The organism is Nocardioides agariphilus (assembly GCF_015352445.1).
Classification (GTDB): Bacteria; Actinomycetota; Actinomycetes; order Propionibacteriales; family Nocardioidaceae; genus Nocardioides; species Nocardioides agariphilus.
Genome location: NZ_JADKPO010000015.1, coordinates 49,817 through 72,210 on the forward strand (window position 1 = coordinate 49,817; position 22,394 = coordinate 72,210).

Sequence of the window (22,394 nt, forward strand, 5' to 3'; positions counted from 1 at the left end):
GGGCATCCCGGGGCGCTTCGGCCACCTCGTGACCGAGAGCAGACGCTCCATCTTCTGCCTTGGCCGGGGAACGGACGCCTTCGCGCTAGAGACCTGGGACATCGAACTGTGCTCCCTTCTCGGGCGGACGGTGGATGAGGGCGGCATGAAGATCGACACGGCTCGCGCCCGGCGACGCCGCGGCAGGCTCTGCCCGAGGCCGCAGATGCTCACGTGCGGTTCTGATGACCTCGAGGTCGGCCGCGCGGGCGACAGGCACGAAGCGCTCGCGAACCGGGTGGACCATCCGTCCCTCGCCGCTCACCAGTCGGGGGACCCTCACGCGCTGGACGAATGCCCCGCGCTCGACTCCGGCTTCGAGGACATCGCTGATGCGTTCGTCGATGCGGCGGAAGAGTGTCTGGAAGCCACCGAGCATCCGCGGCTCGATCACGGTGGCGGACGGCAATGCCTTCATTCGGCTGACCGCGTTCGCGGCCTCTGCTGTGGCGCCGGCGCCATTGCCGAGTCTTCCCCCGACGTTGCGGAGCTCGCGCTGGATCCGCGAGTACGTCGCGGAGCGGACTCGCCACTGCTCGGCCAGCTCGGGATCGACCCGCTCTGCGTACGGAATGAGCTGCGAGGTGAGCAGACGCTGAGAGTCGACGATCAGGCGCAGGTTCATGGCACTTGGGAACGACTTCAGCCGGACCAGAAGGTTGTGCTCGGCCTGGAGCACTCCGAGGACTCCCGGCTTAGCCGGTCCACGGATCGGCTTGGTCCGCGGGCGCCAGCCGGTTTGGTCGACGCTGTAGTCGGGTTGCCCGAGGCTGACGTCGAGCGCCGTGGCGAGTGCCGCCCACCCGAGTCGATCGCAGCCAGCGAGCGACTCCCAGTCGGGTGTGTTCCGGTAGCGACGATCGAGCACGACCAGTGCTTGGCTGATCGCCGCGACGTCGCCTGCGATGGTTCGGGCCTGGGCTGCCGTGAGGTGAACGGCCAGGTCGGGCGCGGTGTCGTGCTCGGCCAGTGCCGCAGCCCGCGCCGCCAAGCGCCAGTGTTCGACGACGTCGTTCAAGTTCGGCGTCGCGATCTCCGTGCTGGACGCGGTCGGCGTCGTTGCCTGATCGCGAGCGAGTTCCAGGGCGCGGGCCAGCTCGCTCACTGCTGCGCCATGCTCGTTCGTGGCGCGGAAGGGGTCCGCCGGCTTCTGCGGGATGTTCGGGAACGTGAGCGGCTGTGCCACACGAATGGCTTGCGCGCACCAGACGACGAGCGTGCGCCTGAAGCGAAGGATCTGTTGCCCGACCTTGGCCCGCTCGGGGGACGAGTCTACGGCGAGGCGATGCATCACCCGGTGTTGGCGCAGGAGCGCAGCCAACTCCGTGCGCATCTGGGCACCGTTCTCGCCGTACATCAGCCTATGTCCAGGTCGTGCGCGTCAACGAGCAGCGCCAGGATGAGCTCGACCGACAGAGGGTCGACTCCGTAGTTCTCGAGCTGCTCCACGGCGTCGCTCGCGACGGCGAGGAGGATGTCGCGGTCGTCGGTGAGGTCCTCAGTGTCGAGTGCCGGGCAATCGTCGCCGTGGACGCCGTCGAGTTCTAGCAGCACCCGCTCGTACGCGGACGACGCATCGATGGTCAGCGCCCGGTCGGCGAGGGCGGCGACGTACGACCTGGCTTGCGCGAGCGTCTGTGCGTGGGGGAGAAGCATGTTCCCTCCTTCGGGGGTCGGGTATCGACCGTGCGCCGGTGATTGCGGCCCGGCCTGTGGCGTCGCGGATGCTGTGGACGAAAGTTCGGGCGACTCGGCCATGGCGCAGATCCGGCTCACCCAATGAGCTGCTGGTTCGCGATTGCCTCGATCCGGCGTCGGCGCATAACGTCTTCGCGGACGAAGTCGGCGAAGTCCTTGTTGCGGTCTCGGATCTCGATCTCTCCGCCAGCGTCAGCGGGGAGTTCGCCGGGCCAGGTGGTCTGCCTGGTTGGGCGGTCGCGGTCGAGCCGGGTACCGCAGATCGAGACCCAGTCCCGCAGCCGGCTTCGGGCTTCGGCGAACTCCCGCATCCAGCTGATCGGTGCAGAGGGAGAGGCGGACTCGTGGTAGCAGCTGAGCCAGTGGCAGTGCAGCGCCGAGAGTTCCCAGACGAGTTCGTCGTGGCGGTGCCAGTACGGGGGCACGATGTTTGGCGAGAGCCCGAACGTGCTCTTGAGCCACTTGACCCACAAGTCGAGGTCGTGCCACTCGATCTCGGCCTGCTCCGCGTCCAAAAGGTTCCAGTTGATTGGAACCGGCGGTCGTTCCAGGAGTTCAGTCACGCTGCGGTAGCCGTCAGGGTCGTCGGGCTCGTCCGGATACGGACTCATCGCCGCAAGCCATCAGAGGCCGACGGCGGGAGGCTGCGGGACCGCGGTCAGCGACCGCTCCGCGCCGTGCCGGCCGCGCTGGACGACGTAGTCGGTCTTGTTGACGTTGTGGCCGATCTTGCGTGCGACGAACTCTTCCTTGATGACGCTGCCCTCGCGGCCGTCCACCTCGTACTCGTGGACGTAGCCGCTGGCCACGAACGAGTCGCCCTTGCGGAAGCGGGCGTAGGTCTCGCGGGCTGTGCTCTCGAAGGCGACCATGTCGTGGAAGGTCGGGTCGAGCTTCGTGAAGCCGCCGTCGACCTCCTTGCGCCACTGCTCGATGCCGACGCGCATGCGGCAGCACTCAGCGCCTGCCTTGGTGAAGTGCAGTTCGGGTGCTGAGGCGATGAAACCGACCAGGCTCATCTGGGTTGGGATGGACATCCTTGACTCCCGATTCCGGCGGCGCCCGGTGCGCCGCGCTCAGGAGAAAGGTGCGATGGCCACGACAGCAGACTTCCGTTGCGTCCTTCACGGAGTGATGCACTCACCGCGGCAATTGCGGACTTTGCAAGGTCCAGACCTGGATGGTGCGTGCCCATACGCTCCAGCTGCTCGGCTGCCCCAACGATGTGATCAGTCGTGTTCTCGGGGCATCGTGACGAGACCGCGTACGACCCCGAAGGCGCCTGGTGTAGTGGGTCGACGGCTTCTGTCAGCCTTTCCTGCGGCGCCAGAGACGCCCCCACCAGTTGGGCCGCGCTTGCTCAGCCGGAGCGCGATGAGTTTCAACGGCACGGCGATCAGAAGCTTGTGCCCGTGCCTTCTGCGCGGGGTCGAGTTGGGCGTGCCAGTCGACCTCTCCGCGAGTGATGAAGTAATGGGAGTTGCACGGTAGACCGGTCGCGGCCACAGATGGCCTCAGCGACACTTCTCCGTCGAAAATGATCTTGTAGCGGGCTGGCGACAGCTTGGTCACAACTTCTCGACCGCAGCCGCAGGGGCAGGTGTGCCCGGAGGTCGAGTAGCTGAGGGAGACGTAGAGAACGCCCGGTTTCAATGGAGTTGGAAAAGACTCGACGCACTGCATCGTGTAGTGATCGATCCGGGTCATTCGGCGTCCCCGTTCCGCAGCTCATTGAGATACAGCTTGTAGACGGTCTGGTTCGACGCCGTGTGAGTGGCGTAGAAGCCGAGGTAGCGTTTCCATTTGATGATGGCGAGCGCGGCATTGAGAGCATTCAGTTCGGCGATCTGCACGTTGCTGCTGTAGTCGTCCTGACCTGGCGGTATGGCAGGCGCGGTCGGCAAGGCGATGTCGTCGCCGGGCATGTAGGACGTCACCTTTGCCATGCCAGTGAGGCCACCCTCGCCTTCGCGAAAGCTCATGCCCACGTCGATGAACGGCACGCCGTGGTCTCGCAGCCAGCGCATGATCTCAGGCCTGGCTTCGGCGTCAGCGGCGGCGAGAAAGACGAAGGTGGCACCTTCGAGCAGGTTCAGGTTGTCGGCGGTGAGCGAAACAGGGTGGGCGGTGAGACCCGTGTGCATCCGCGAGTACTCACGGGCGAAGTGCTCGGCCTTGTTGGGCTTCGAGCGGACAGTCTGGTCCGCTGCTGCGCCGGGCGCACGGTAGGCATTGTGAGTGTCGAAGTGATCACCGTCGATGAGGATGATGTGGTCGACCCAGGTCTTGGCGACGTGGTCGAGGATGAAGCTGCCAGTACCGCCGACACCGACTATGGCGACGGTGTGGCCCCGAAAGCGGTTGTTGAGCGTCGTCAACCCCGCTCGAGTCGTGTTCGTGTCGGGGTAGACGAGCGGCAGGTCATCGGGCACGACCTGAAAGGACCCGCCTGGGGTGTCGGTGACGGAAGGGTCGAAGTGCCGGGCAGTGCTGAGCAGGATGCGTGCGTACTGTCGGATCTTCTCGGACAAGCTGACGTAGGCGCCGCTCGGTGGCTTGAACGACAGCATGTATTCGGCCGACTCGTTGGTCCCGAATCCGTGAGCCTGGCCACCGCTCGCGAGAGTTGCTCCCTTTTCGTCGCGCGGCTCCTCGCCGGCGAACCAGATCCGATGGTCGGTTGCATCCGTGACCACGCCGCCCGTGTAGTTCACGGGGAGCACCAGTCGTCCGTCAGTTCGCAGCCCCGATGGTCCGACGTAGGGCAGCCGGCGTACGACAAGATGCCCACCTTCGAGCACCATGTCGTAGCCGTCATCAACGAGCCGGGCGATCTGCTCGTCAGGAGCGATTGGCAGGCTCGACATCGAAGACCATCCCGTCCTTCACCTGGACGTCCTTGCCGGGGCGCAGTGCGTGGTCCGGCCCGTGGCCGCGGCTGTACTCGACGAGGGTGCCCGCCGGATCGTACGGCTGGCCGGGGAAGGCGAGCTCGACGACCTGCTCGAAGCTGATCCTCTTCTCGGTCCACTCGTGCTGCTTGGTGTTGACGGTGATCGTGACGACCTTCGTGTTGGCGTGGGCTGCATCTGTTGCAGTCATGGTGCTACTCCGTCCTCCGGCAGGGCCGGCTTACTGTGTCTCGCATCTGAAACGGTGCTCTGAGTCTAAAACACTGCGCGTCGACTTACAAGCAGTGCGTCGACAGTGCAACACTGGCAGGCACCACCGACACTTCTAGTGAGAGGCCTAGATGGCCAAGACGAAGATCGACACCGCGGGGCTCTACGCCGCGCTCGATGCTGAGCGGACCGCGCGGGGATGGTCGTGGCGACAATTGGCGAAAGAGATCGGCACCAGCCCGTCGTTGCTCTCGCGTCTCGGGAACGAGCAGCGACCGGATGCTGACGGATTCGTCACCCTGGTGCGCTGGCTGAAGATGCCGGCCGAGACCTTCATGATCGACGGGGACGCCACATCGGAGAGTCAGTCCGAACCGGACTTGGTTACCCAGCTCGCTCCGCTGCTTCGTGCGCGTCAGGACCTGGACGACAAAGACGTGGCCTACCTTGAAGAGGTCATACGGGCGACCGTCAAGCACATGCATGCCACTCGGGAGGAGATGGCGTGACCGGCAAGCGCACCATCAACAAGGCCGCCTGCAAGAGGCTGGCCGGTGAGGTGCGCGCTGAACTCGGTCTCGAGCCCATGGACGCGCTCGATCCCTGGCAGCTGGCCGAGCTCTACGGCGTGCGCGTCGTGGCGCTCGGACTGCTGCCGCTGAACCACGCCATCCGCGAGCACTTCCACAACGTCCGGCCGCACGTCTTCTCCGGTGCGTTGCTACCGCACCGCACCGGCGCGGTCATCGTCGAAAATGACGCCCATCCGCTGGCCAGGCGACGTTCGACTATGGGCCACGAGATGGCCCACGTCGTCGGGGAGCACAAGTTCGGCACCAGCTTGGTGAACGAGCGCGGCTGCCGAACCGCTGACAAGGTACAGGAGGACGAGGCCGCCGAGATCTCGGGGGAGCTGCTGATCCCCTTCGAGGCTGCCAAGCGGCTCGCGCGCCAGAAGGCAACCGACGATGAGGTGGCCCTGCGCTTCGGCGTCAGCCCTGAGCTGGCCCGCTGGCGCATGAACGCCACGGGTGCGCGCATCATCGCCCAGCGGGCTGCCAACGGTCGCCGGGCGTCGGGCTGAACGCGCGCAGGTCGGCACAGCGCCGGATTGCGCCGATAGTTCCGCTTCGTAGACACCGAGTCGTTGCGGCTGGCCTACTGGCCTTGTGCCTCCCGAACTCCCTGACCCGCTGCTCCGGCTCCCAGACGAACTCATCGCGGTCCCGCCGGGCCTGAGCGGCGACCAGCTGCTGGCGGCTGTCTTCACGCAGGCCCTCGACCACGTGAACCTGCACGCCATGGCGTGGCCGGCGGCCGATCCGGGCGGTAACCTCGTGCCGCCTCCTGACGCACACGTACTGCACGAACTCGCGCACGCAAATGATCTTGCCGACGAGGAGGAGCTCCTGGTTAATCCGCGTCTCGGCACCGTTGGCGTGGTGACCGAGCTCCCCGAATGCGACTTCTGCTACCTGCCGGCCCGCTACGACGCCGTGATTACGGTGGGCGACCGACGCGGCGGTGCGAGCCTCTGCGGTGAGCATTACCGCGAGAAGGGCTCGGGCACGTTGGGTGCCAGCGGGGATGCCTACCTCATGCTCGACTCCGAGGTCTCGGACTCGGTACGAGCGACGTGCAACGAGATCCGCGCTGCTCAGGGTAGGGACCCGCTGTTCTGACGGCGCCGAGCCATCACGTGCCGCTGCTCATCCAAACCGCCGCAGCTGTCGAACGCCGCAGCTACGCTTACAGCGAGTCTCTTCTATAGAGACCTCCTGGCCGTTTGGGTGCAGGGGGAGCACCGAGCGCCGACGGGGGGCACATGGCCGACGAGGACTACTGCGAGGTCGATGCTGTCGTTCGCATCCCGAAGGGCGAGCGACTGGCAAACTCTCGAAAGACTGAGGGTTGGAGCCGTGGCTTCACGCCCAAGTCCACCGACAAGGGCCCTGGACACGTCGAGATCCGCCTGAAGGACGCGGCCGACGCGGAACTGGATCAGGAGCCGGAAGTCGTCTACGTCACCGAGTATGTGGAGTCCCCGCGACGTGAACTCACCCCATCCGAACAGGCCAGGGCTGACTTCCTGAACCGGGTCATCGAGGACCTGTATGAAGTCCTGAAGCCCGTCGTCGCCCACTGGTTCAAGACTCGTGTCGTCCCTGCGGTGAAGGCAAAGCGCGAAGAGCTCCGGCAGAAGCGCCAAGAGCGCAAGGCCACGAAGGCGCTGCCAGCCAACGCGTCCGAGTCGGGAGAGCAGGACGATGCGACCTCGCAGGAAATGGCCACCGTTCCCAGCCAGCCGACGATCAGCGTGACCAGCGAGCAGTTCCAGGAACTCTTCCAGACGTGGCTCGCACGCGAGGATGCCCAGCAGATGCTCTGGCAGGCCATCGCGAGTGCGCACATCGAGGACGGCGACGCGGCGACCCTCGCATGGCAGCAGAGCCTCGCTGAACTCTCGCCCCAGGAACGGTCCGAGCGCGTCGCCGAGATCCTCTCCAGCAACCCCGCAATCCTCCAAGGCCTGGGGCGACTTCTCGCGGCCAGTGTGCCGCTCGAGGCTGCAGAGTCGGCTCCTCAGCGCGCCGAGGGGTAGCAGGCCAACGGCAAGTCGGCTCAGCCATTCGGTGGCTTGCTGGCGAAGGCGCATCACAGGGCTGGCGAGTGCCGCCGATGGTCGCCTGCACCGGCTCGCGGTGGATTCCATACGCCTGCGCGAGCTCCCGCCGCAGCGTCCCGGCGCGGTAGGGCTCGACGAGTTCATCCTGTTCACGTGGCGACAGGCGAACCTGCTTCTGCCTGGGTTTGGCCGCCTGTCGTTCGTCGATCGCGCCCCCCTGATCTGCGGCTGGCTGACGCTCAGCCGGTTGAGAGGCGCAGGGCAGGGTTTGGCAATGTCCTGTTAGGTCCACCCGAGCGGACAACTGATCGAGAACGGGAAGTCGCGGCGCCGCGTCATAGTGGGGCCGTTGGTGCGGGGCATGTGACTCAATGCCGGCTCGTCCACCTGCGGAGTTTCGTCACGATGGGCGGGGCGCTCCGGAGCAGGATCAGGCCGGTACCGAACGGGAGCGTGCGGATGCGCTCGGGCGGCATGACCGCCGTACGTCGGCTCGACCGTTGTAGGGAGCGACTGCCGTAGTCGCTGATCGTGACGGTGTCGGACCGCTCGTCACGCTCGCCGATGAGTACGGAGAGCTCCTGGAGGTCCTTCGACGCGGTTGCGCCGCCGAGGATCACCTTCACGATCGAGGCGTCCCAGATCGTGCTGGCCGCGTGGTCACCCCACTTGCTTCGCGCCTGTGAGAGCGACTGGAGGACGGGCATCGTCGTGATGCCGGTGCCGCCGCCCTCGGCCATCAGAACCGGCAGGGAGGGGAGCGGGGCGAGGTTGCCGATCTCGTCGAGCGCCAGAAGGAGCGGGGGATCAAGCCGGGCGCCGGTGGAGCCGGCCGCGAGGTGCCGAGCGACTTCGGTGAGGTCCTCCATAAGGGCGGCTACGAGGGGCCACGAAGCGCCAGCGCCTGCGCCGGTCGCCAGCAAGTACAGCGTCCCGTTCTGCACAAGGAAGTCGCGTGGGTCCAAGGCTTCGTCCGGGTTGGGACTGACGGCATCGAGCACAGCCGGATCAGCCAGGCACGCTAGAGCTTGGCTCACCGCCATCCAGATCGAGTCTCGGGTACGCGGGTCAGCGTTGATCATCCCGTCGAGAGCATCCGCCCAACCTGGCGCAGCTTGGGGTCGGCTGGCGAGGATGCCGACCGCATCGGTCGCGGCCGACGGCGACAGCGACCATTCGAAGAGAGTGCGTGTAGGTAGTCGCTCGATAGCGGCGGCGTGGAGGAGCGACTGTAGTGCCGACCTGGCCTTGCCTTCCCAGAAGCCACCGGACTCGACGCCGCCGGCGGAGAGTCCGGTCGTCGATGCGAGCCCGGCTGCTCGGATCATCGCGGTGAGCGGCTGCTCGCAGCCGCGTATGGGGGACCAGCGGACCCCGGTCCCGTCGATGATCGGCAGTCCTGCGGTCAGGTGCTGCGGGTCGAACACCGCTACGGGTCCGCGTTCCTGCCGTGCGTTGATGGTGGCGACGATGTTGTCCGGACGGGTCGACGTCGTGACGACGGAACCGGGCGCGTCGAGGATCGCGTTGATAACGAGGTGCAAGCCCTTGCCAGATCGGGGTGGCCCGATGACCAGGATCGAGTCCTCGACCGAAGCCCAGATCTCTCGGCCGCAACTGCGCCCGAGCAGGTAGCCGACATCCTCCGGCCGCGGACGTCTGATCGACGGCCGAAGCGTCTCGCCTCGGCGTACGAGCGCCCTCTTTGACGCCACCAGGTCGACGTCGCGACGGGTGGCGACGCCCTGAATCTTGTGAGGATCGTGCCCGCTGCGGTGACGTAGTCGGGCGATGAAGGCCCAGGCGCCCCATGCAGCGCTACCGACCAGCGTGAGCATGGCTGCGACGACGAGCCAGTACGCCGAGGCCGACAGGCCGGCTGTGCCGAGCGCCGTGCCGGGGTGCCCGGGGTCACTGAGGACCCGAAGCCCGGTGGCGATACCTCCGCGGGGACGCGGCTCACCGGACAGGAGGGCGGCGACCTCTCCGGCGGCTCCGAGGGCAAGCGCTAGGCCGCAGAGTGCGATGAGACCAATCAGAGCAAGATTGACGAGTTCGTCGTCCGCGCTGCGAGCACGAGAGTTCATGCCTGCGCCTCAACTGGCGCGACCGTGAGCGAGGTCAGACCGAGGAGCACCAACCCGTGACGTGTTGCGGCCAACAGCCCCGGTGGCAGAGTGATGGCGGCATTGCCATTGGCATCGGCTTCCTGGCGTGCCACGACGTAGGCGAGAGCGACCTGTTCGCCTGGGCGGAAGCCGGCGCCGGCAAGTGCCGGTGAAGCTGTCTCCGGCACGGGCTCCGCGGCTGCGGGAACCGCGCTCTCCGCGGGAGTCTCGATGTCCGAGTACGTCGTGCCATCAGCCTCATGGACCTCGACGCGAACGGCGGTACCGAGGTTCGCAGTGACCTCGTGGACGATCGAGCGGAGGTCGTCGCGAGACAGAGTCCGATCGCCGGCATGCGGTTGGCCGTCGACGCTGACCTCGAGCTGGCCATCGGTGTCGATGTCGAAGCGGACGGTGGTGAGGACGACTGGAACCTTCATAGCCCGAGGACCGATTCATCGCGACGCGTGCCGGTGATGGCAGGAGCCACCCCAGGTCGGCGGCTGAGTGTGTCTCGATCGAGACCGGGCGGGTTGCCGTCGCCGACCTTCTGGGTGTCGAGCTTCTCGAGGACCCCGAGCGCGGTGGTCCTTACCCGCTCAGCCGTCGACTGGACGACCTCGACCGGATTCTTGCCGGGCACGCTCGCCGCCCACGTCGAGACGTAAGGCACGGTGTAGGACGAGGTGTCGAGCCCATGCGCGGCGCCGACCATTAGGGCGATCGACTCTGCTTCGACCTCCGCGATTCCGCGGTGCAGGGTTGCGTCAGCGGCGAGATCCGTGGAGGTCACGTTCTCCCGAGGAGCGTGGAGAAGGACATGTCCGAGCTCGTGGGCCAGGGTCTTCACCTGGGCGGCGTCGTCCATGTCCATGCGAATCGAGACCTCGTGGGCGAGAAGATCGGTCAGTCCATTGGCGCCACCGATCGCAGCCGCGGACGAGACCAGCCGAAGCTCGAACCCGAGCGCGGTGATCTCATCGGCGAGACCGTCCCAGAGGCCGGCGGGTGCCTGGCCGTGCAGCAGGGTCGGGCGGGGCAACTCAGGCACGGGATCGCCAGCCGTCTGCGATACGTCCCATACATGGGCGGGCTTGAGGCCGACGAGCTTTGACCTCACCGACTCCCCGGCACGTGGCTTCTCGCCGCGCGACAGGCGACGCCACGACGCCGCGTCCGACGGGCGCGCGGAGGCGAACCTGGCGGTGACCGGCGCGAGGATCCCGTAACCGTGCTGGCCCTTCACGACTTGGCGCCCGAGGGATAGCCACTGGTGGAACCCGGCGACGTACGTCGGCGTTGGTCCGGATACGCGTCCCTCATTGAACGCGGAGTAGTGCTGGGCGTAGATCAGCATCGCGTTGTTGAAGCTGCGGGAACGGAACTGCGCGGCGAAGGTGAGCGCTCGCTTCCAGTCTTCGCCAGTGACCAGCGCAGCGACTGACTCTGTCAGCTCCTGTTGCAGCGCTTCGAGCTTGGCCTCGCGGGTTGCTCGAGCCCGGCCCCGGACCTGAGTGGTCATGACGACGGCCGTCCTGTCATCCGTCCGGTCGTGTCGAAGAGATCGAGTTCGGCGGGATGCATCTGGTGCTGCACGACGAACGAGCGGTGCTTGATCCGCCACAAGCCCTGGCCGGTGCCGAGCGTGGGGATGAGGGATTGTTCGGTGCCGGTGAGCCCGAGAGCGGCGGAGGTGGCGCCGAGTTGGTCCGACTCCTGGCGGTAGACGATCCGCGTCTCGGCGTTGGCGAGCAGGGAGGAGGCGAGCGCGCGCATCGCCGACCCCTGGTCACCGACGTTGTCGAGGTCGCTGAGCTTGTGGAAGATCAGCATGTTCGCGATGCCGTAGTGGCGCGCGAGTCGCCAGTGAGCGTCCATGCGTCGGAGTAGGGCGGGGTGCGACATGAGCCGCCAAGCTTCGTCGTACACGACCCAGCGCTGGCCGCCGGCGGGGTCCAGAAGCGCTGACTCCATCCATGCCGACGCGCAGGTCATCAGGACTGAGATGAGGGTCGCGTTCTCGGTGACGCGGGAGAGGTCGAGAGAGATCATCGGCAGCGTCGGGTCGAATGCCACGGTGGACGGCCCGTCGAAAAGCCCTGCGAGGTCGCCGGCAACGAGCCGGCGCAGGGCGTGCCCGACGAGTCGGCCGTCCTCGGTGAGGCGTCCGTCCGGGTCGTCGGTGCGGTCGGGTGCAAGGAGCCTGTCGACGACCGTCGGGAGGACGGGTACGTCGGAGCTTCGGACCGTGCGGTCGATCGCGATGTCGACCGCGGTGTGTTCCAGCGGGCTGAGGCGTCGGTCGAGCACGGTCTCGGCCAGCGCGCCGACGAGGTCGCGGCGGCGAGAGGCGATCTGGCCGGCCCATTGCAGGTCGTCGAGACCGGAGGGGCGGTGGCCCTCGTCGAGCGGGTTGAGCCGGTTGGACATCCCGTGGCCGAGCGCGATGGCTCGGCCACCCACGGCCTCCGCAACCGCCGTGTGCTCGCCCTTGGGGTCACCGGGCACGTAAACCCGGCGACCGAACGGGATGGATCGCGTGTAGAGACTCTTGGCCAGGCAGGACTTGCCGGAACCGACGATGCCGGCGAGGACGAGGTTCGGTGCCGTGATGAGACCCCGGGCGTACAGGATCCAGGGGTCGTAGACGAACGAGCTGCCCGAGTACAGGTCTTGACCGACGAAGACGCCCTCACTGCCCAGACCGCCTTCGGCGAGGAACGGGTATGCGCCCGCCAGGGTCGCTGAGGTGTCCTGATGGCGTGGGACTCGGAATCGTCCGGGCGTCCGGAGGGCGGCGGGTCCCGATTCGCCGGCGAGGGGGAGTGTCACGGTCGCCCGCTTCTCATCGGAAAGCTGCTCGGCCTTGCGCTTCACCTCTGCGCGCCGGGCTTCGCGGTCAGCGGACAGGAGCTCTCGCGCGGCCGCCTCGCGGAGCTTGCGATCGTGCCGCCGTTCCCGGCCTGGCGAGACGAGGACGGCGGAATGCAGGCGACCGTCCTGCCACCCGGTCACAGCGACATCCCTGGCTGACGCGATGAGCGCTGGACCGGTGCGAATGACGGGTAGTCGTGGATGTCGTAGGCGATCGTCGCCTCGATCTCGTGCGCCCGGTCCACGCATTCGGCAACCTGATGGATCATCTCGGCGGCGCGATGAAGTTCCCAGGATTCCCGGTACGAAGCTGCACGCCCGGCGTGGGCATCGCCGTTCATCCATGCCTGCTTGCGAGTCGGCCCATCGTGGAACTGGCCGAGCTGGTGCAGAGACTGGCTCAGCGACGCGAGCGCGGAGCTGATGGACCCGAGTACGGCATAGATCGAGGTCGGATCCTCGATCGAGCGCGTCGCGTGGGCGAGGCCGCGGACTGCTTCCCGGAGTTCGTCAGCGTCGGCGACTGGGTCGTTGAAGGTCGGCATCGGTGGCTCCTCGGTCGAGGGTGTTTTCCCATCGATGAGGTACACGTGACCTCCGCCGCGTCGCCGGGTGCTGAGCCGGTGCTGTGACCTTCTGAAGCGTTCCCCGAGGGGACCCCTGGTCGTCGTGGATAGTCGGGCAATGAGGCCGGCACGAGGCTGAACCTCGTGGAACTCGAGCGCCAGCGTCCGAGCCCGCAGGACTTGATGCACCGCGCACCTGGAACCAGGTGTCGGTGAGGATCTCGGTCGCTTGCTCGGCAACGCCAGCGTGCCGCGAACCTCCGAGGACCTTCGCCGCGTCCGCCACGGCGTAGCGTCTACGCGGCTGGCACCAAGGCCGCGTAGCGCTCCAGGTAGAGCGGCCAGCCCTGCTCTTCGGCGACGCCGTCGCGCAGCGACTCCCAACCGGCGCCATGGCGGTCTAAATGGCGGTGTTCGAGCTCGACGCGGGTTCGGTCGGGGCCGTCGGGAACGAACCTGACCTCGACCTCGCTGCTGTTGTCGTTGTCCTCCTCCAATTGCCAGGTCGGGCCGATGTCCCAACTGAAGACGAGGCGGCTAGGCGGGTCGTAGGCGAGGATGCGCGCCCAAGCGCACTCGGATCCGTCCTCGCCTCGGTCGACGATGCGACCGCCGACGTGGGTCTCGAGGACGGTCTCGACGATCGGGCAGCCGAGCATGTTGTGTTCTCGGGGCTTGATGGCGTCGAACCGCCGCGTGAACACCTCGAACGCCTGCTCGGGGGTGCCGTTCACGACGATGCTGCGCTGGACTACGGCTTCCTGGGTCATCGGTCTTCCTCCTGGTCGGGGAGTTCGTTCTTGTCGTGGTTGGTGTTCTCATTCATCTGCTGCTGGAAGCCCTCCAGCGTTCTTCGCCAGAACGTGTCGAGCTGGTCACGCAATGCGGCCACACCGTGCTCGTTGAGCCGATATTTGCGTCGAGTGCCTTCGGCGCGGTCGGTCACCATGCCCACCTGCTTGAGCACCTTCAGGTGCTGGGACACCGCGGGCTGGCTTACGGGGAGCGCGTCGGCGAGCTGGCCGACGGTGCGTTCTCCTTCGGCCAGTTCCAAGACGATGGCTCGCCGGGTCCGGTCGGCTAGGACAGTCCATGCTTCATCGGCTTCATAAGTCATGACGAACAGAAGCTACGACTTATGAATGCCTTTCGTCAACGGCTCTGACGCAAGCACTGTCATCGGCTAATTCCGGAAGACGCGTCCGCCGCGCGGCAGCAATTTGGCAGATCCAGTTACAGCGGACGTGACAGCGGTAGCGCCGCGGCCGCAAACGCCTGAGCTTGCTGGCCCCAGAGCCGCCGCGTCTCGCACGACGCTTGTATGGCTGCCTGCTCGATGGCGGCGACAGCGCGCTCGAGCTCGTCGGGATCGCTCGCGCTGACCGCGACGAAGCCGGTCGCCCGCAGCACGCCGTGGCCGGCCGTCAGGTCTGCCTCCTGCTGGAGGACGTCCTGGTACTCAGCCGTCTGCTGGGCATCCTCGATCTGCCCGATCTTCTGCCGCTGGGCCGCATCCGAGATGTACTCGGTCTTCTTCTTGCGGATGTCTCGCGCGGCGCGGTCGGTGCGCATCGGTGTGTAGAGCAGCGAGAAGGTTCGCCGGATTCCGGAGGAAAGGAGGAGCGGTGCGAGGAAGCCGGGGAAGACCAGCGAGCGGGGCCATTCGCTGATCCATAGCACGCAGTGGTGCGAGGAGTCGCTGCGGAGGCTGCCCCAGGACTCAGTCACGCCGACAGGGCCGGCGGTGGCCAGGTCGCGGCCGACGGCGCCGTGGCGCTCCAACGCGCCAGCGACAGCTGGGTCGTATGCCGAGCGCAGGATCAGCGCGAGGTCGCCGGGCGTGAGCCAGTCAGAGGGGGAGAGGTCAGCGGACCGAAGGGCAGCGAGTATCGTCGCCATCTCTTGACGGAGTACGGCGGCAGCACCGCGATTCCCGCCGCCTGCGGCCCGGATAGCGCGGCCAGCGGTCTTGATGTCGAGCGAGATCGAGATGGTGCTCGCGTGCCGCTCGCCGGCGGGACCGGCGCGGTCGATTAGCTCGCCGTACGTCGTCGACGCCCACGTCTCGGTGCAGTTGCCGTGCTGATCCCACCAGTCCGCCAGGCCCTTGCCGGAGTCGGGGAGCGTGCGCTCCATGACCTGGAGTGATGCCAGACGTCCGGATCGGCAGGCAGTAGCGAGCACGCGACCCCAGCTGACCACTCGACGCTCCTGCTCGGCCGGGTCGAGGAGCACGAACGCTGGGTGGGAGACACCGATGATCGTGGTCAGGGTGGCGGCGTGTGGGTCGTGGACCATGACTGCGCCGGTCTCGGGATCGACCCACTGCCGGAGACGCGCGGCGTCTCCCGGCAGCGCGAGCGTTCCAGCCGGGCGCGGCTTGATCACCCGGCGGCGGTACAGGAGTTGACCTCCGGTGGAGCGCCAGAGCCACCGTGCGCCGACCGGCCCCCATTCGACGATCTTCCGGCCGCCGACACCGACGAACCCGAGCACAGCGAAGACGAGGATGAACGGGAACGTCATGATCACCGTGCCCAGGTAGAGCCCGAGGATCAGGCTCGCCGCGGCGAGGCTCGCCATCACGAGCTGCGAACCTGACAGTCCGAGCAGGATCCCGCGCGTCGTGAGCCGGGAGAATTTGATCGGCGTGAGCGACGGTTCGGCGTTGCTCGACGTGCTCATTGCGGATCACTTCCGTCCTGCGGGCTCGGCGAGGGTCGAGTCCACGACCGGCGGCGGAACGGTAGGCGGCTCGGCCGACTCGTGCGCCTGGGCTTGGCCGGTCGCCTGGGCGGCGACGAATCCGCCGAGACGCGGTCCTGCCGCCGCGGCTTCCTTGGCCATGACTGCGCCGGCGGCGACCGCGCCGCCTGCGGCGGCCGCGCCACCCGAGCCGCCAGCAGTCGCTGCTCCGTTGGAACCACCAGCGGCACGCCCGCCGGAGGTGACTCCGGACGGCCCGACACCCCCGGTCGAGGGTGCGACCGTAGCTGACCCGCCGGGTGTCGTACCACCGCCGCTGTCTCCGAGAATCTTGGCGGGCTCGCTGCCGGTGCGGCGTGAGAGCGGGATTGGCATCGGTCGGTTGAGCGATGCTTTGGCCTCCTGTTCGGCCGACATCGCCTGGTACATGTCGAAGTTCATGAACGCGATGGCCTTGTAGGTCAGGTATGGCGCGAAGCCGGCCATCAGCATCAGTACGACACCCGACATCGGCTGGCTGACGGACTCCAGGTCGGCGTCGATGGGCGCCGACACCTGAGCGGTCGCGAGCAGGAAGATCACCACCAGGACGACCTTCGACAGGATCATTGCGATCAGGAGGGTCGCCCAGCGGCTCACCCAGGTACGGGTGTGGTCCCAGCTGGATCCGGCGAGGGCGATCGGCGCGAACACGATCGCGATGAGCAGCAGGGCCTTGCGGATCAGCAGGCTGATCCAGACCACCATGGCCCCGACGATGGCGAGGCTCGAGAGGAAGATTGTCAGGATCGCGCCCGCGCCGGGGGCGCTGAGGTTGATCGCTCCGAGTCCGGCAGCGAGTACAGCGACCTTGTCGCCCATCTCGTTCATGTTCGTCCCTGCGGCGTTGACGATGCCGATGCAGAGCTGGTCGGTGATCTCGAGCGCCGTCCCGAGAAGCGCGAGGGCGACGAAGGATCCGAGGATCGATTTCGCGAGCCCGAGCGCGGCTCTGGACAGTGCGGCTGGCTCGCGGCGGATCATGCCGCCGATGACCTGGAGCATGAAGAAGCCGAGCATCACGAATACGCCGACTCCGAACATGATGTTGTAGACCTTCGTGTACTCACCGCTGGTCACGTCGACGAAGGTCGTGGTGTCGATGACCTTCCAGACGGACGTGAACATCCACTCGGCCGCACCGCCCATGCCCTGAGCAAGCCAGTCGAATGGCGCGGTCACGACGGCGCCGGCCGCGTCTCCGGCGGAGTTGCAGACCTCGTGGATCACCGGCACATCGCAGACACCCATGACTGGTCCTCAGACCTGCTGGCCGACGTTCCAGAAGAAGTTCACCAGTGTCACCGAAGCGCCGCAGACGATCGCGGCACCGAGGGCAACGAGGACGCCCAGCTTGCCGCGACCCGCGAGATGCGGGTTGGACGAGTTGGCCCCGAGCGCCCACACGATGGCCGAGATGATCAGCGCGAGAACGGCGAGGACGAGGCCGACGGTCATCGAGGCGCCGACGATCTTCTTGAGCTGGCCGATCCCGGGTAGGCCATTGGAGTTCGGATCGATCTCGATGTCGAGAGGGAGCAAGAGAACTGCTGTAAGAAGGTCCATCGGGATGGCTCCTGACGTCGAATGGGCTGGCGTCTTAGAGGTGTGCGCCGATGTCCAGCAGCCAGTTGGCCCAAGCCAGCGCGGCACCGGTCAGCGCGGCGCCGCCGATGGCGACGAGGCAGCCGACCTTCGCCCTCTGCGCGGTGTGCCAGCTGCCCGAGTTCGACGCGATCGCCCAGGTGGCCGCCGAGACTACGAGCATGAGAACGGCGACGATCAGGGCGTACGTCAGCAGAGCGCCGACGATGGCACGCAGATCGCCGGCGCCGCCGACAGCTCCGAAGTCCGGCCCAACCTCATTCACGACCAGGCGAAGTTCACCCATGTCCTAAGGTGCACGTGCTGCGGATGACTCTCGACTCGAGCGCGACGATGCAGCTCGGGCGGCCGCCCTGTCGGGGATGTGGTGGCTAGGACCCGGTGGCGTACGGATAGGGGTCGAATTCGTGGGGGTCGTCGCCCGGCTCACGGCCACCCAGGTTCTGCACGTACTCCCACGGGAGTTCGTGCGACAGGCCCTTGTCGCGACGCTCCTCCTGTCGGCGTTCCCAGCGCATGAGGGCGCGGTAACCCTCGAGGATGGCCACCACGTCGCAGTCAGCGATGGAGCGCCCACAGCTGCAACGCTCGCCGCTCACCTCGTGGTGCTTCATGTGGATGAGGCACATCTGGCGGAAGGCGTGGTCCCGGGAGTGATAGGCCGCGGCGGCACCCACGTGCGCGGCTCGCAGTTCGTCGCCATCGACCCACTTCTCCACCACCTGAACGGGGCGCTGGTCCAGTTCTTCCCGAAGGCTCGCGATCTCCGCGTCCTTCTCTGCCAGCAGTGAGTCCTTCTGGGCCAAGGAAGAGGCATGCCGGTCCTCGAGCGCTTCGACTCGCTCGCGCTCGTGCTCGGCGGCCATGTCCCTGTGAAGGGTCAGTGCCTTCTTCAGGTCGTGGGCATCCGATCCCTGATGGCGGGCACAGAGGTCACAGACGATGGCAGCCTGCGGCAGGTCGTTGAACGCCTTGCGCGGCGAAAAGATCGCGTTGTCGAGTCCACAGCACCGGCAGTAGCCCATGTTCAAACGGTACGCGTGACGACCGACAGTTCCTGGCGACGCAGCTGCACCACCTCGGCGCCGAAGATTCAAGGACTTGGATCCTTGTCCTTCGGCTTCAGCCCAGCCGCCGGACGGTCATGATCTCGCCGGCGAACTCGTCGATGGTCCCGTAGCGGACGACATCGCCGGTTCGAGGTGCATGCAGGATCCGGTTACCGCCCACGTAGATTGCCACGTGGTGCGGTCCGCCGGCGCCGGGGTAACTGAAGAAGATCAGGTCGCCAGGTTGCTTGTCATTCCAGGAGATGCCCTGGCCGGCGTGGATCTGGTCGCCCGAGTAGTGCGGGAGCCGGATCCGGCCCCCGGAGGCTTGGTACGCGGCGTAGAGAACAAGACCGGAGCAGTCGAATCCACCCCCGGTCGGTCCGCTGAAGTCACCGCCGCCCCAGACGTACGGCTTGCCGAGTTGCGAAGCGGCCGCCGTGATGAGAGCTCCGGGGAAGCCGGGCGGAAGGTTGGCGGGTGGGTCGCCGGCGGGTTGCGCGCACTCCAGTTCGCTGGTTAGCGATACGCCGCTAACCGCGCTGAGAACCTTCTCGGCGACCGGCTGGTTGACGGCGTACCTGTCGGGGTAGGCGGAGACCTGGACAGCTTGTGCAGCGGGGCCAGGCTCGATCGTCTGCCAGTCGTCTATGTCGAGCAGGCCGCGCGGAGAGCCGTGGTTCGGTCCGCTCGGCCCTCCGTAGAACGCGCGGGACGACCACACCGGGTCCATCAGGTTCTCGACCGTGCCCCAGCCTGCGGCGGGTCGCTGTTGGAAGAGGCCAACGGAGTCGTGGTCGCTGCCGTCGCCGTCGTTGGGGATGTCCGCGGAATGGGGGTATGCGCTCGTGTTCGACAGAACTCGCAGGGACGATTCCGTCAGAGCAGTCATGATCGCGATCAGCTGGCCCCGCGCCGGGATCCCCTCGTCGTTACCGACGGCGATGATGGTCGCGGCCCGCGTGAGCTGCCGCTTGTTGAGGGTTACGGTCTCGCCGTGCGTGTTGGTCGCGGACAGCCCCTCAGGGACGGGGCCAGCAACGCCGAGGCTTGAGGTCGCTTGGTCGTCCCACATACAGCTGCCTGATCCTGCGGCTGCCGGGCTCACGAGCGTCGCCACGCCGAGGACCGAGGCTCCAGGCGCAAGCAGGGCTGCGGCCGCGGCGCCGGCGGCGAGGACCTTCATGCCCATCGGCGGCTCACCTCAGCGGGTCGTCGACCTGGGAGAGGCGCAGGACGTGGCAGCGCTCGAAGGACGGCTGGCAGGCGACGAAGACCGTGAAGGAGACCGGATACGACGACTCGGCCACCTCGCCGTTCCAGACTCCGCTGCGCTGGCGGGTCCCTGTGATCGTCACTGCCGTGGTTCCCGGCCGCAGATGCCCGTGCGACTGATCGACCGCGGCCGCCCACGAGTCCGGCACGTAGGCGTCGCCGATGTCGATGGTCTGCACGACCTCCATAACCCCGAGGTCGAGCCACTGCTCGACCGTCGGCAGGTACGTTGCGACGTCATCGAGCAGCCCGGGGGTCTCCTCACCGGACGGGTCGGCGTCGGCCAATACGGCCGCCGTGTAATCAGTGGGCAGGAACCCGGCGCTCGTGTCCCAATCGAACAGCGAGACGGCGACCGCGCGTGCGTAGGCAACGGGATCGGTCGTGTGCGGGAGGGAGCGGTCCCGCAGGGTGACGTCAGGGTCTGCCGAATCGACGACGACCGCGACCTCCGAGGGGTTGGTGGCGGTTGAGTCGGAGTTCGTACCGCCCGGTCCTCGCACCAGGCCGTAGATGCCGACGGCGGCAGTGATGAGGGCGAGCGCGCATCCGAGGAGAAGCATGATCTGGCGGCCGGTCAGGTTGGACATCGGAACTCCGAGCGACGGGTTCAGGGACGTCCGATAGGTGCGATGCCTACGCCGATGTCTTTGCGTGACGTCTGGCGGCTACGAGCTGGTCGCGGAAGGCGATCGTGGCGGTGACCACCCGGTCGAACCGTTCCCAGTCACTGCGGTTGAGCTGAGCGGCGAGGGCGTCGACGTCGTACAGCTCGGTCCAGCCGTCCAGCTCTGTCCAGGTCAGGTTGAACGAGCGGACGCTCCGGAAGTGGCTGCTCGGTCCGTGGTTGCGCTTGAGGTTCTTGCGGCCCTTGTCTCGCACTTCGCGCTCGGCACGCTCTCGCGCTTCACGCGCCAGCCGAGCGAGATCCGTCTCTTCCTCCGGCTGCGGCTCTTGCGACTTGTCGAAGGCTTCCTTGACCTTGAGATAGAGCGGCTTCACCGGCTCTCCCTGCTCGATCTCGTGGAGAGCGTCGTTCGCCATGGCTCGGATCTCGGGAGGCGTGGCCTTTCGGGAGGCCCAGTCCATGAGCGCGCAGACCCGTTCGTGGGTGCTATAAGACGCCTTGCCGGTGATCGCCATCGCTGCCTGGCGACGAGCTCGTCCTGGCTCGCCCGGCTGTGCGCCCGACGCACAGCCGGAGTCTCCCGTGTCGGCGGACGCCCCGAACTGGGTCGCCTGCATGCGGCACTCAGCCTCCTCCGCACGCAGTGCCTTGAGCTCCCGGTAGAGCGACGCCTTCTCGAGTTCGTTCAGCGGCTTGTGGAGCTGGTTCTCGTCCTGCTGGGCAAGCAAGGCCTCGAGCTTGTCCGAGATGCCTGAGCGGACCCAGACCTTCATCGTGCGCCAGCCGAGCCGGCGAACAGCCTCCAGGCGTCGCCACCCGCACACGAGGACGCCTTCAGGAGTGATGGTGACCGGCTGGAGCAGGCCGAGCCGTTCGATCGACTCCATGAGTGGTACGAGGTCGCCGGGGTCCTTGCGGTGACGGACTCCGACACTGATCGAATCGAGCGCTCGGTCGAGTTCGATGTGGCCGCGCGCGTCAGGCATGGATCCGAGCCTTCGGTCGCGGAGCGGTCTCGCTGATCTCGAAGACCAGCAGGTCGTCGTCAAGGAGTTCGGCGACCGGGTGCCCGATAAGCAGTCGCAGAAGCACCCCGTGCCCGTCCGACGTACAGGCCTCGTCGGGGTTCGGATTGCCCAGCACGATGCGCAGCACCGTCGACCACGCTTCCTGGTCGATGTCGAGAACAGCCCGCGCCGTGTGGTCGCGCCGCAGAGCCGCGTGAGCCTTCGGGCGAGATCCGGACTCAACGAGTCGGGCCGAGATGTAGTCGAGCGTGCAGGTCGCCGTGTCCCGTGGCCACCCGAGCGCGGTGAAGAGGTCGATCGTCGCGTCGACCGCTTCGTACGCGCCGGTCGGCGGAGCCTCGTCGGGATTGAATGGCTCGACGGCGAGCGCGGGCAGGAAGTTGGGCAGGTCGGCCTCGGTGTCGCAGAACCGCCGTACATCGTGGTGTCGGGAGATCTCCGGGCGCCGGGCCTGGTCGACGGAGCACAGGAGCCCGTCGGCGCGCTCCTCGGCGATGAGCGTGACCTTGACCGCGATGGTGACGACGGCCCACGGGTCATCGGCCGTGCGTACGGCGTAGGTCCGCATGGCCTCGAAGGCTGCCGCGGCTCCGGCGGTCGGGTCGCAGCGGTGCTTGACCGCCAGCGCCTCGTACTTCTGCGCGGCATAGAGCATCAGCGCGCGGGCCTCGGGATCCTGCTCCCAGGCGTGCGGTCCGGACACCCGGAGGCGCACGAGGAGTCGGCGCAGCCCGTTCGCGGTTTCGAATGAAGTGTTCACAGCGAGAGTCCCTCCGTGCGGTTCGCCGACGACCTCGGGGACGGCGAGTTGGGGATGCTTCGGTGGAGGGCGCGCGTCGTCGTCGCCGGAGTACGGCGGGCGCGCCTGACCAGTTCGGCCTGGAGGTCGACGCCGCGCCCAACCATCGGCGCAACGTACGTCGCGAGCTCGGTCGGCCGGACCCATGCGATGCCCTTCGCTGCCTTCGCTGGCGCCTGCCCTCCCGCCGCGGATAGAGACGGATCGCGATGGCGAGCGAGCTCGCTGACCG

Annotated in this window: 27 protein-coding genes; 4 read left to right on the forward strand and 23 right to left on the reverse strand. The window is 67.1% G+C overall.

The window, feature by feature from the left end; all coding sequences use genetic code 11:
- Positions 1-85: 85 nt before the first annotated feature.
- From ISU10_RS12540 to ISU10_RS12565, 7 genes are all read right to left on the reverse strand, one after another.
- Entirely contained in the window at positions 86-1,372 is a 1,287-nt protein-coding gene (locus ISU10_RS12540) for a hypothetical protein (protein WP_194696743.1), read from the reverse strand.
- 23 nt (positions 1,373-1,395) lie between these two features.
- Complete coding sequence (locus tag ISU10_RS12545) at positions 1,396-1,695, reverse strand: hypothetical protein (protein WP_194696744.1); 300 nt, start codon at positions 1,693-1,695, stop codon at positions 1,396-1,398.
- A 116-nt stretch (positions 1,696-1,811) separates the two neighbouring features.
- Positions 1,812-2,348 carry a hypothetical protein gene (locus ISU10_RS12550; RefSeq protein WP_194696745.1) on the reverse strand — a complete coding sequence of 179 codons (537 nt, stop codon included), beginning with the start codon at positions 2,346-2,348 and terminating at the stop codon, positions 1,812-1,814.
- A 12-nt stretch (positions 2,349-2,360) separates the two neighbouring features.
- Complete coding sequence (locus ISU10_RS12555; protein WP_194696746.1) at positions 2,361-2,774, reverse strand: single-stranded DNA-binding protein; 414 nt, start codon at positions 2,772-2,774, stop codon at positions 2,361-2,363.
- Positions 2,775-3,045: 271 nt separating this feature from the next.
- The gene (locus ISU10_RS24135; RefSeq protein ID WP_370865281.1) at positions 3,046-3,444 is read right to left on the reverse strand and encodes a ubiquitination-like system serine protease family protein; all 399 of its coding nucleotides are present in this window, start codon (positions 3,442-3,444) and stop codon (positions 3,046-3,048) included.
- Complete coding sequence (locus ISU10_RS12560; RefSeq protein ID WP_194696747.1) at positions 3,441-4,604, reverse strand: ThiF family adenylyltransferase; 1,164 nt, start codon at positions 4,602-4,604, stop codon at positions 3,441-3,443. Before ISU10_RS12560 ends, ISU10_RS24135 begins: the two co-directional genes overlap by 4 nt.
- Positions 4,579-4,839: a multiubiquitin domain-containing protein gene (locus tag ISU10_RS12565; RefSeq protein ID WP_194696748.1), complete on the reverse strand. Its 261-nt coding sequence runs from the start codon at positions 4,837-4,839 to the stop codon at positions 4,579-4,581. The genes ISU10_RS12560 and ISU10_RS12565 overlap by 26 nt, the downstream gene beginning before the upstream one ends.
- A gap of 151 nt (positions 4,840-4,990) precedes the next feature.
- Here ISU10_RS12565 and ISU10_RS12570 point away from each other — a divergent pair, with 151 nt between their 5' ends.
- From ISU10_RS12570 to ISU10_RS12585, 4 genes are all read left to right on the forward strand, one after another.
- Positions 4,991-5,368, forward strand: a complete 378-nt coding sequence (locus ISU10_RS12570; protein WP_194696749.1) for a helix-turn-helix domain-containing protein — start codon at positions 4,991-4,993, stop codon at positions 5,366-5,368.
- Positions 5,365-5,943, forward strand: coding sequence for an ImmA/IrrE family metallo-endopeptidase (locus ISU10_RS12575; protein ID WP_370865284.1), 579 nt, complete (start codon positions 5,365-5,367; stop codon positions 5,941-5,943). The genes ISU10_RS12570 and ISU10_RS12575 overlap by 4 nt, the downstream gene beginning before the upstream one ends.
- A gap of 85 nt (positions 5,944-6,028) precedes the next feature.
- A complete protein-coding gene (locus tag ISU10_RS12580) occupies positions 6,029-6,541 on the forward strand; it encodes a hypothetical protein (RefSeq protein WP_194696750.1) in 513 nt (170 codons plus the stop codon).
- A 143-nt stretch (positions 6,542-6,684) separates the two neighbouring features.
- Positions 6,685-7,461, forward strand: a complete 777-nt coding sequence (locus ISU10_RS12585; protein WP_194696751.1) for a hypothetical protein — start codon at positions 6,685-6,687, stop codon at positions 7,459-7,461.
- A gap of 392 nt (positions 7,462-7,853) precedes the next feature.
- Here ISU10_RS12585 and ISU10_RS12590 read toward each other — a convergent pair whose 3' ends face one another.
- The 16 genes from ISU10_RS12590 to ISU10_RS12665 all read right to left on the reverse strand — a co-directional run bounded on the left by ISU10_RS12590 (position 7,854) and on the right by ISU10_RS12665 (position 22,123).
- Positions 7,854-9,572 carry a type IV secretory system conjugative DNA transfer family protein gene (locus ISU10_RS12590; RefSeq protein WP_194696752.1) on the reverse strand — a complete coding sequence of 573 codons (1,719 nt, stop codon included), beginning with the start codon at positions 9,570-9,572 and terminating at the stop codon, positions 7,854-7,856.
- Positions 9,569-10,033, reverse strand: a complete 465-nt coding sequence (locus ISU10_RS12595) for a hypothetical protein (protein WP_194696753.1) — start codon at positions 10,031-10,033, stop codon at positions 9,569-9,571. The genes ISU10_RS12590 and ISU10_RS12595 overlap by 4 nt, the downstream gene beginning before the upstream one ends.
- Entirely contained in the window at positions 10,030-11,115 is a 1,086-nt protein-coding gene (locus ISU10_RS12600) for an ArdC-like ssDNA-binding domain-containing protein (protein ID WP_194696754.1), read from the reverse strand. The genes ISU10_RS12595 and ISU10_RS12600 overlap by 4 nt, the downstream gene beginning before the upstream one ends.
- A complete protein-coding gene (locus tag ISU10_RS12605) occupies positions 11,112-12,608 on the reverse strand; it encodes a putative type IV secretion/conjugal transfer ATPase (protein WP_194696755.1) in 1,497 nt (498 codons plus the stop codon). Before ISU10_RS12605 ends, ISU10_RS12600 begins: the two co-directional genes overlap by 4 nt.
- Positions 12,605-13,057, reverse strand: coding sequence for a hypothetical protein (locus ISU10_RS12610; RefSeq protein ID WP_194696756.1), 453 nt, complete (start codon positions 13,055-13,057; stop codon positions 12,605-12,607). The genes ISU10_RS12605 and ISU10_RS12610 overlap by 4 nt, the downstream gene beginning before the upstream one ends.
- A 272-nt stretch (positions 13,058-13,329) precedes the next feature.
- Positions 13,330-13,803, reverse strand: coding sequence for an SRPBCC family protein (locus ISU10_RS12615; RefSeq protein ID WP_194696757.1), 474 nt, complete (start codon positions 13,801-13,803; stop codon positions 13,330-13,332).
- A complete protein-coding gene (locus tag ISU10_RS12620; RefSeq protein WP_194696758.1) occupies positions 13,800-14,150 on the reverse strand; it encodes an ArsR/SmtB family transcription factor in 351 nt (116 codons plus the stop codon). The genes ISU10_RS12615 and ISU10_RS12620 overlap by 4 nt, the downstream gene beginning before the upstream one ends.
- A gap of 116 nt (positions 14,151-14,266) precedes the next feature.
- A complete protein-coding gene (locus tag ISU10_RS12625; RefSeq protein ID WP_194696759.1) occupies positions 14,267-15,718 on the reverse strand; it encodes an SCO6880 family protein in 1,452 nt (483 codons plus the stop codon).
- Between the two features lie 6 nt (positions 15,719-15,724).
- Entirely contained in the window at positions 15,725-17,029 is a 1,305-nt protein-coding gene (locus ISU10_RS12630; protein WP_194696760.1) for a conjugal transfer protein TrbL, read from the reverse strand.
- A 9-nt stretch (positions 17,030-17,038) separates the two neighbouring features.
- Entirely contained in the window at positions 17,039-17,344 is a 306-nt protein-coding gene (locus tag ISU10_RS12635; protein ID WP_030485688.1) for a DUF6112 family protein, read from the reverse strand.
- Positions 17,345-17,378: 34 nt separating this feature from the next.
- A complete protein-coding gene (locus tag ISU10_RS12640) occupies positions 17,379-17,648 on the reverse strand; it encodes a DUF6112 family protein (protein ID WP_370865287.1) in 270 nt (89 codons plus the stop codon).
- A gap of 106 nt (positions 17,649-17,754) precedes the next feature.
- Complete coding sequence (locus ISU10_RS12645) at positions 17,755-18,408, reverse strand: hypothetical protein (protein WP_194696762.1); 654 nt, start codon at positions 18,406-18,408, stop codon at positions 17,755-17,757.
- A 97-nt stretch (positions 18,409-18,505) separates the two neighbouring features.
- On the reverse strand, positions 18,506-19,624 hold the full coding sequence (locus ISU10_RS12650) for a C40 family peptidase (RefSeq protein ID WP_194696763.1): 1,119 nt from the start codon (positions 19,622-19,624) through the stop codon (positions 18,506-18,508).
- A gap of 7 nt (positions 19,625-19,631) precedes the next feature.
- On the reverse strand, positions 19,632-20,297 hold the full coding sequence (locus tag ISU10_RS12655; RefSeq protein ID WP_194696764.1) for a hypothetical protein: 666 nt from the start codon (positions 20,295-20,297) through the stop codon (positions 19,632-19,634).
- Between the two features lie 46 nt (positions 20,298-20,343).
- On the reverse strand, positions 20,344-21,321 hold the full coding sequence (locus ISU10_RS12660; RefSeq protein WP_194696765.1) for a ParB N-terminal domain-containing protein: 978 nt from the start codon (positions 21,319-21,321) through the stop codon (positions 20,344-20,346).
- On the reverse strand, positions 21,314-22,123 hold the full coding sequence (locus ISU10_RS12665) for a serine/arginine repetitive matrix protein 2 (RefSeq protein WP_194696766.1): 810 nt from the start codon (positions 22,121-22,123) through the stop codon (positions 21,314-21,316). Before ISU10_RS12665 ends, ISU10_RS12660 begins: the two co-directional genes overlap by 8 nt.
- Between the last annotated feature and the right edge of the window lie 271 nt (positions 22,124-22,394).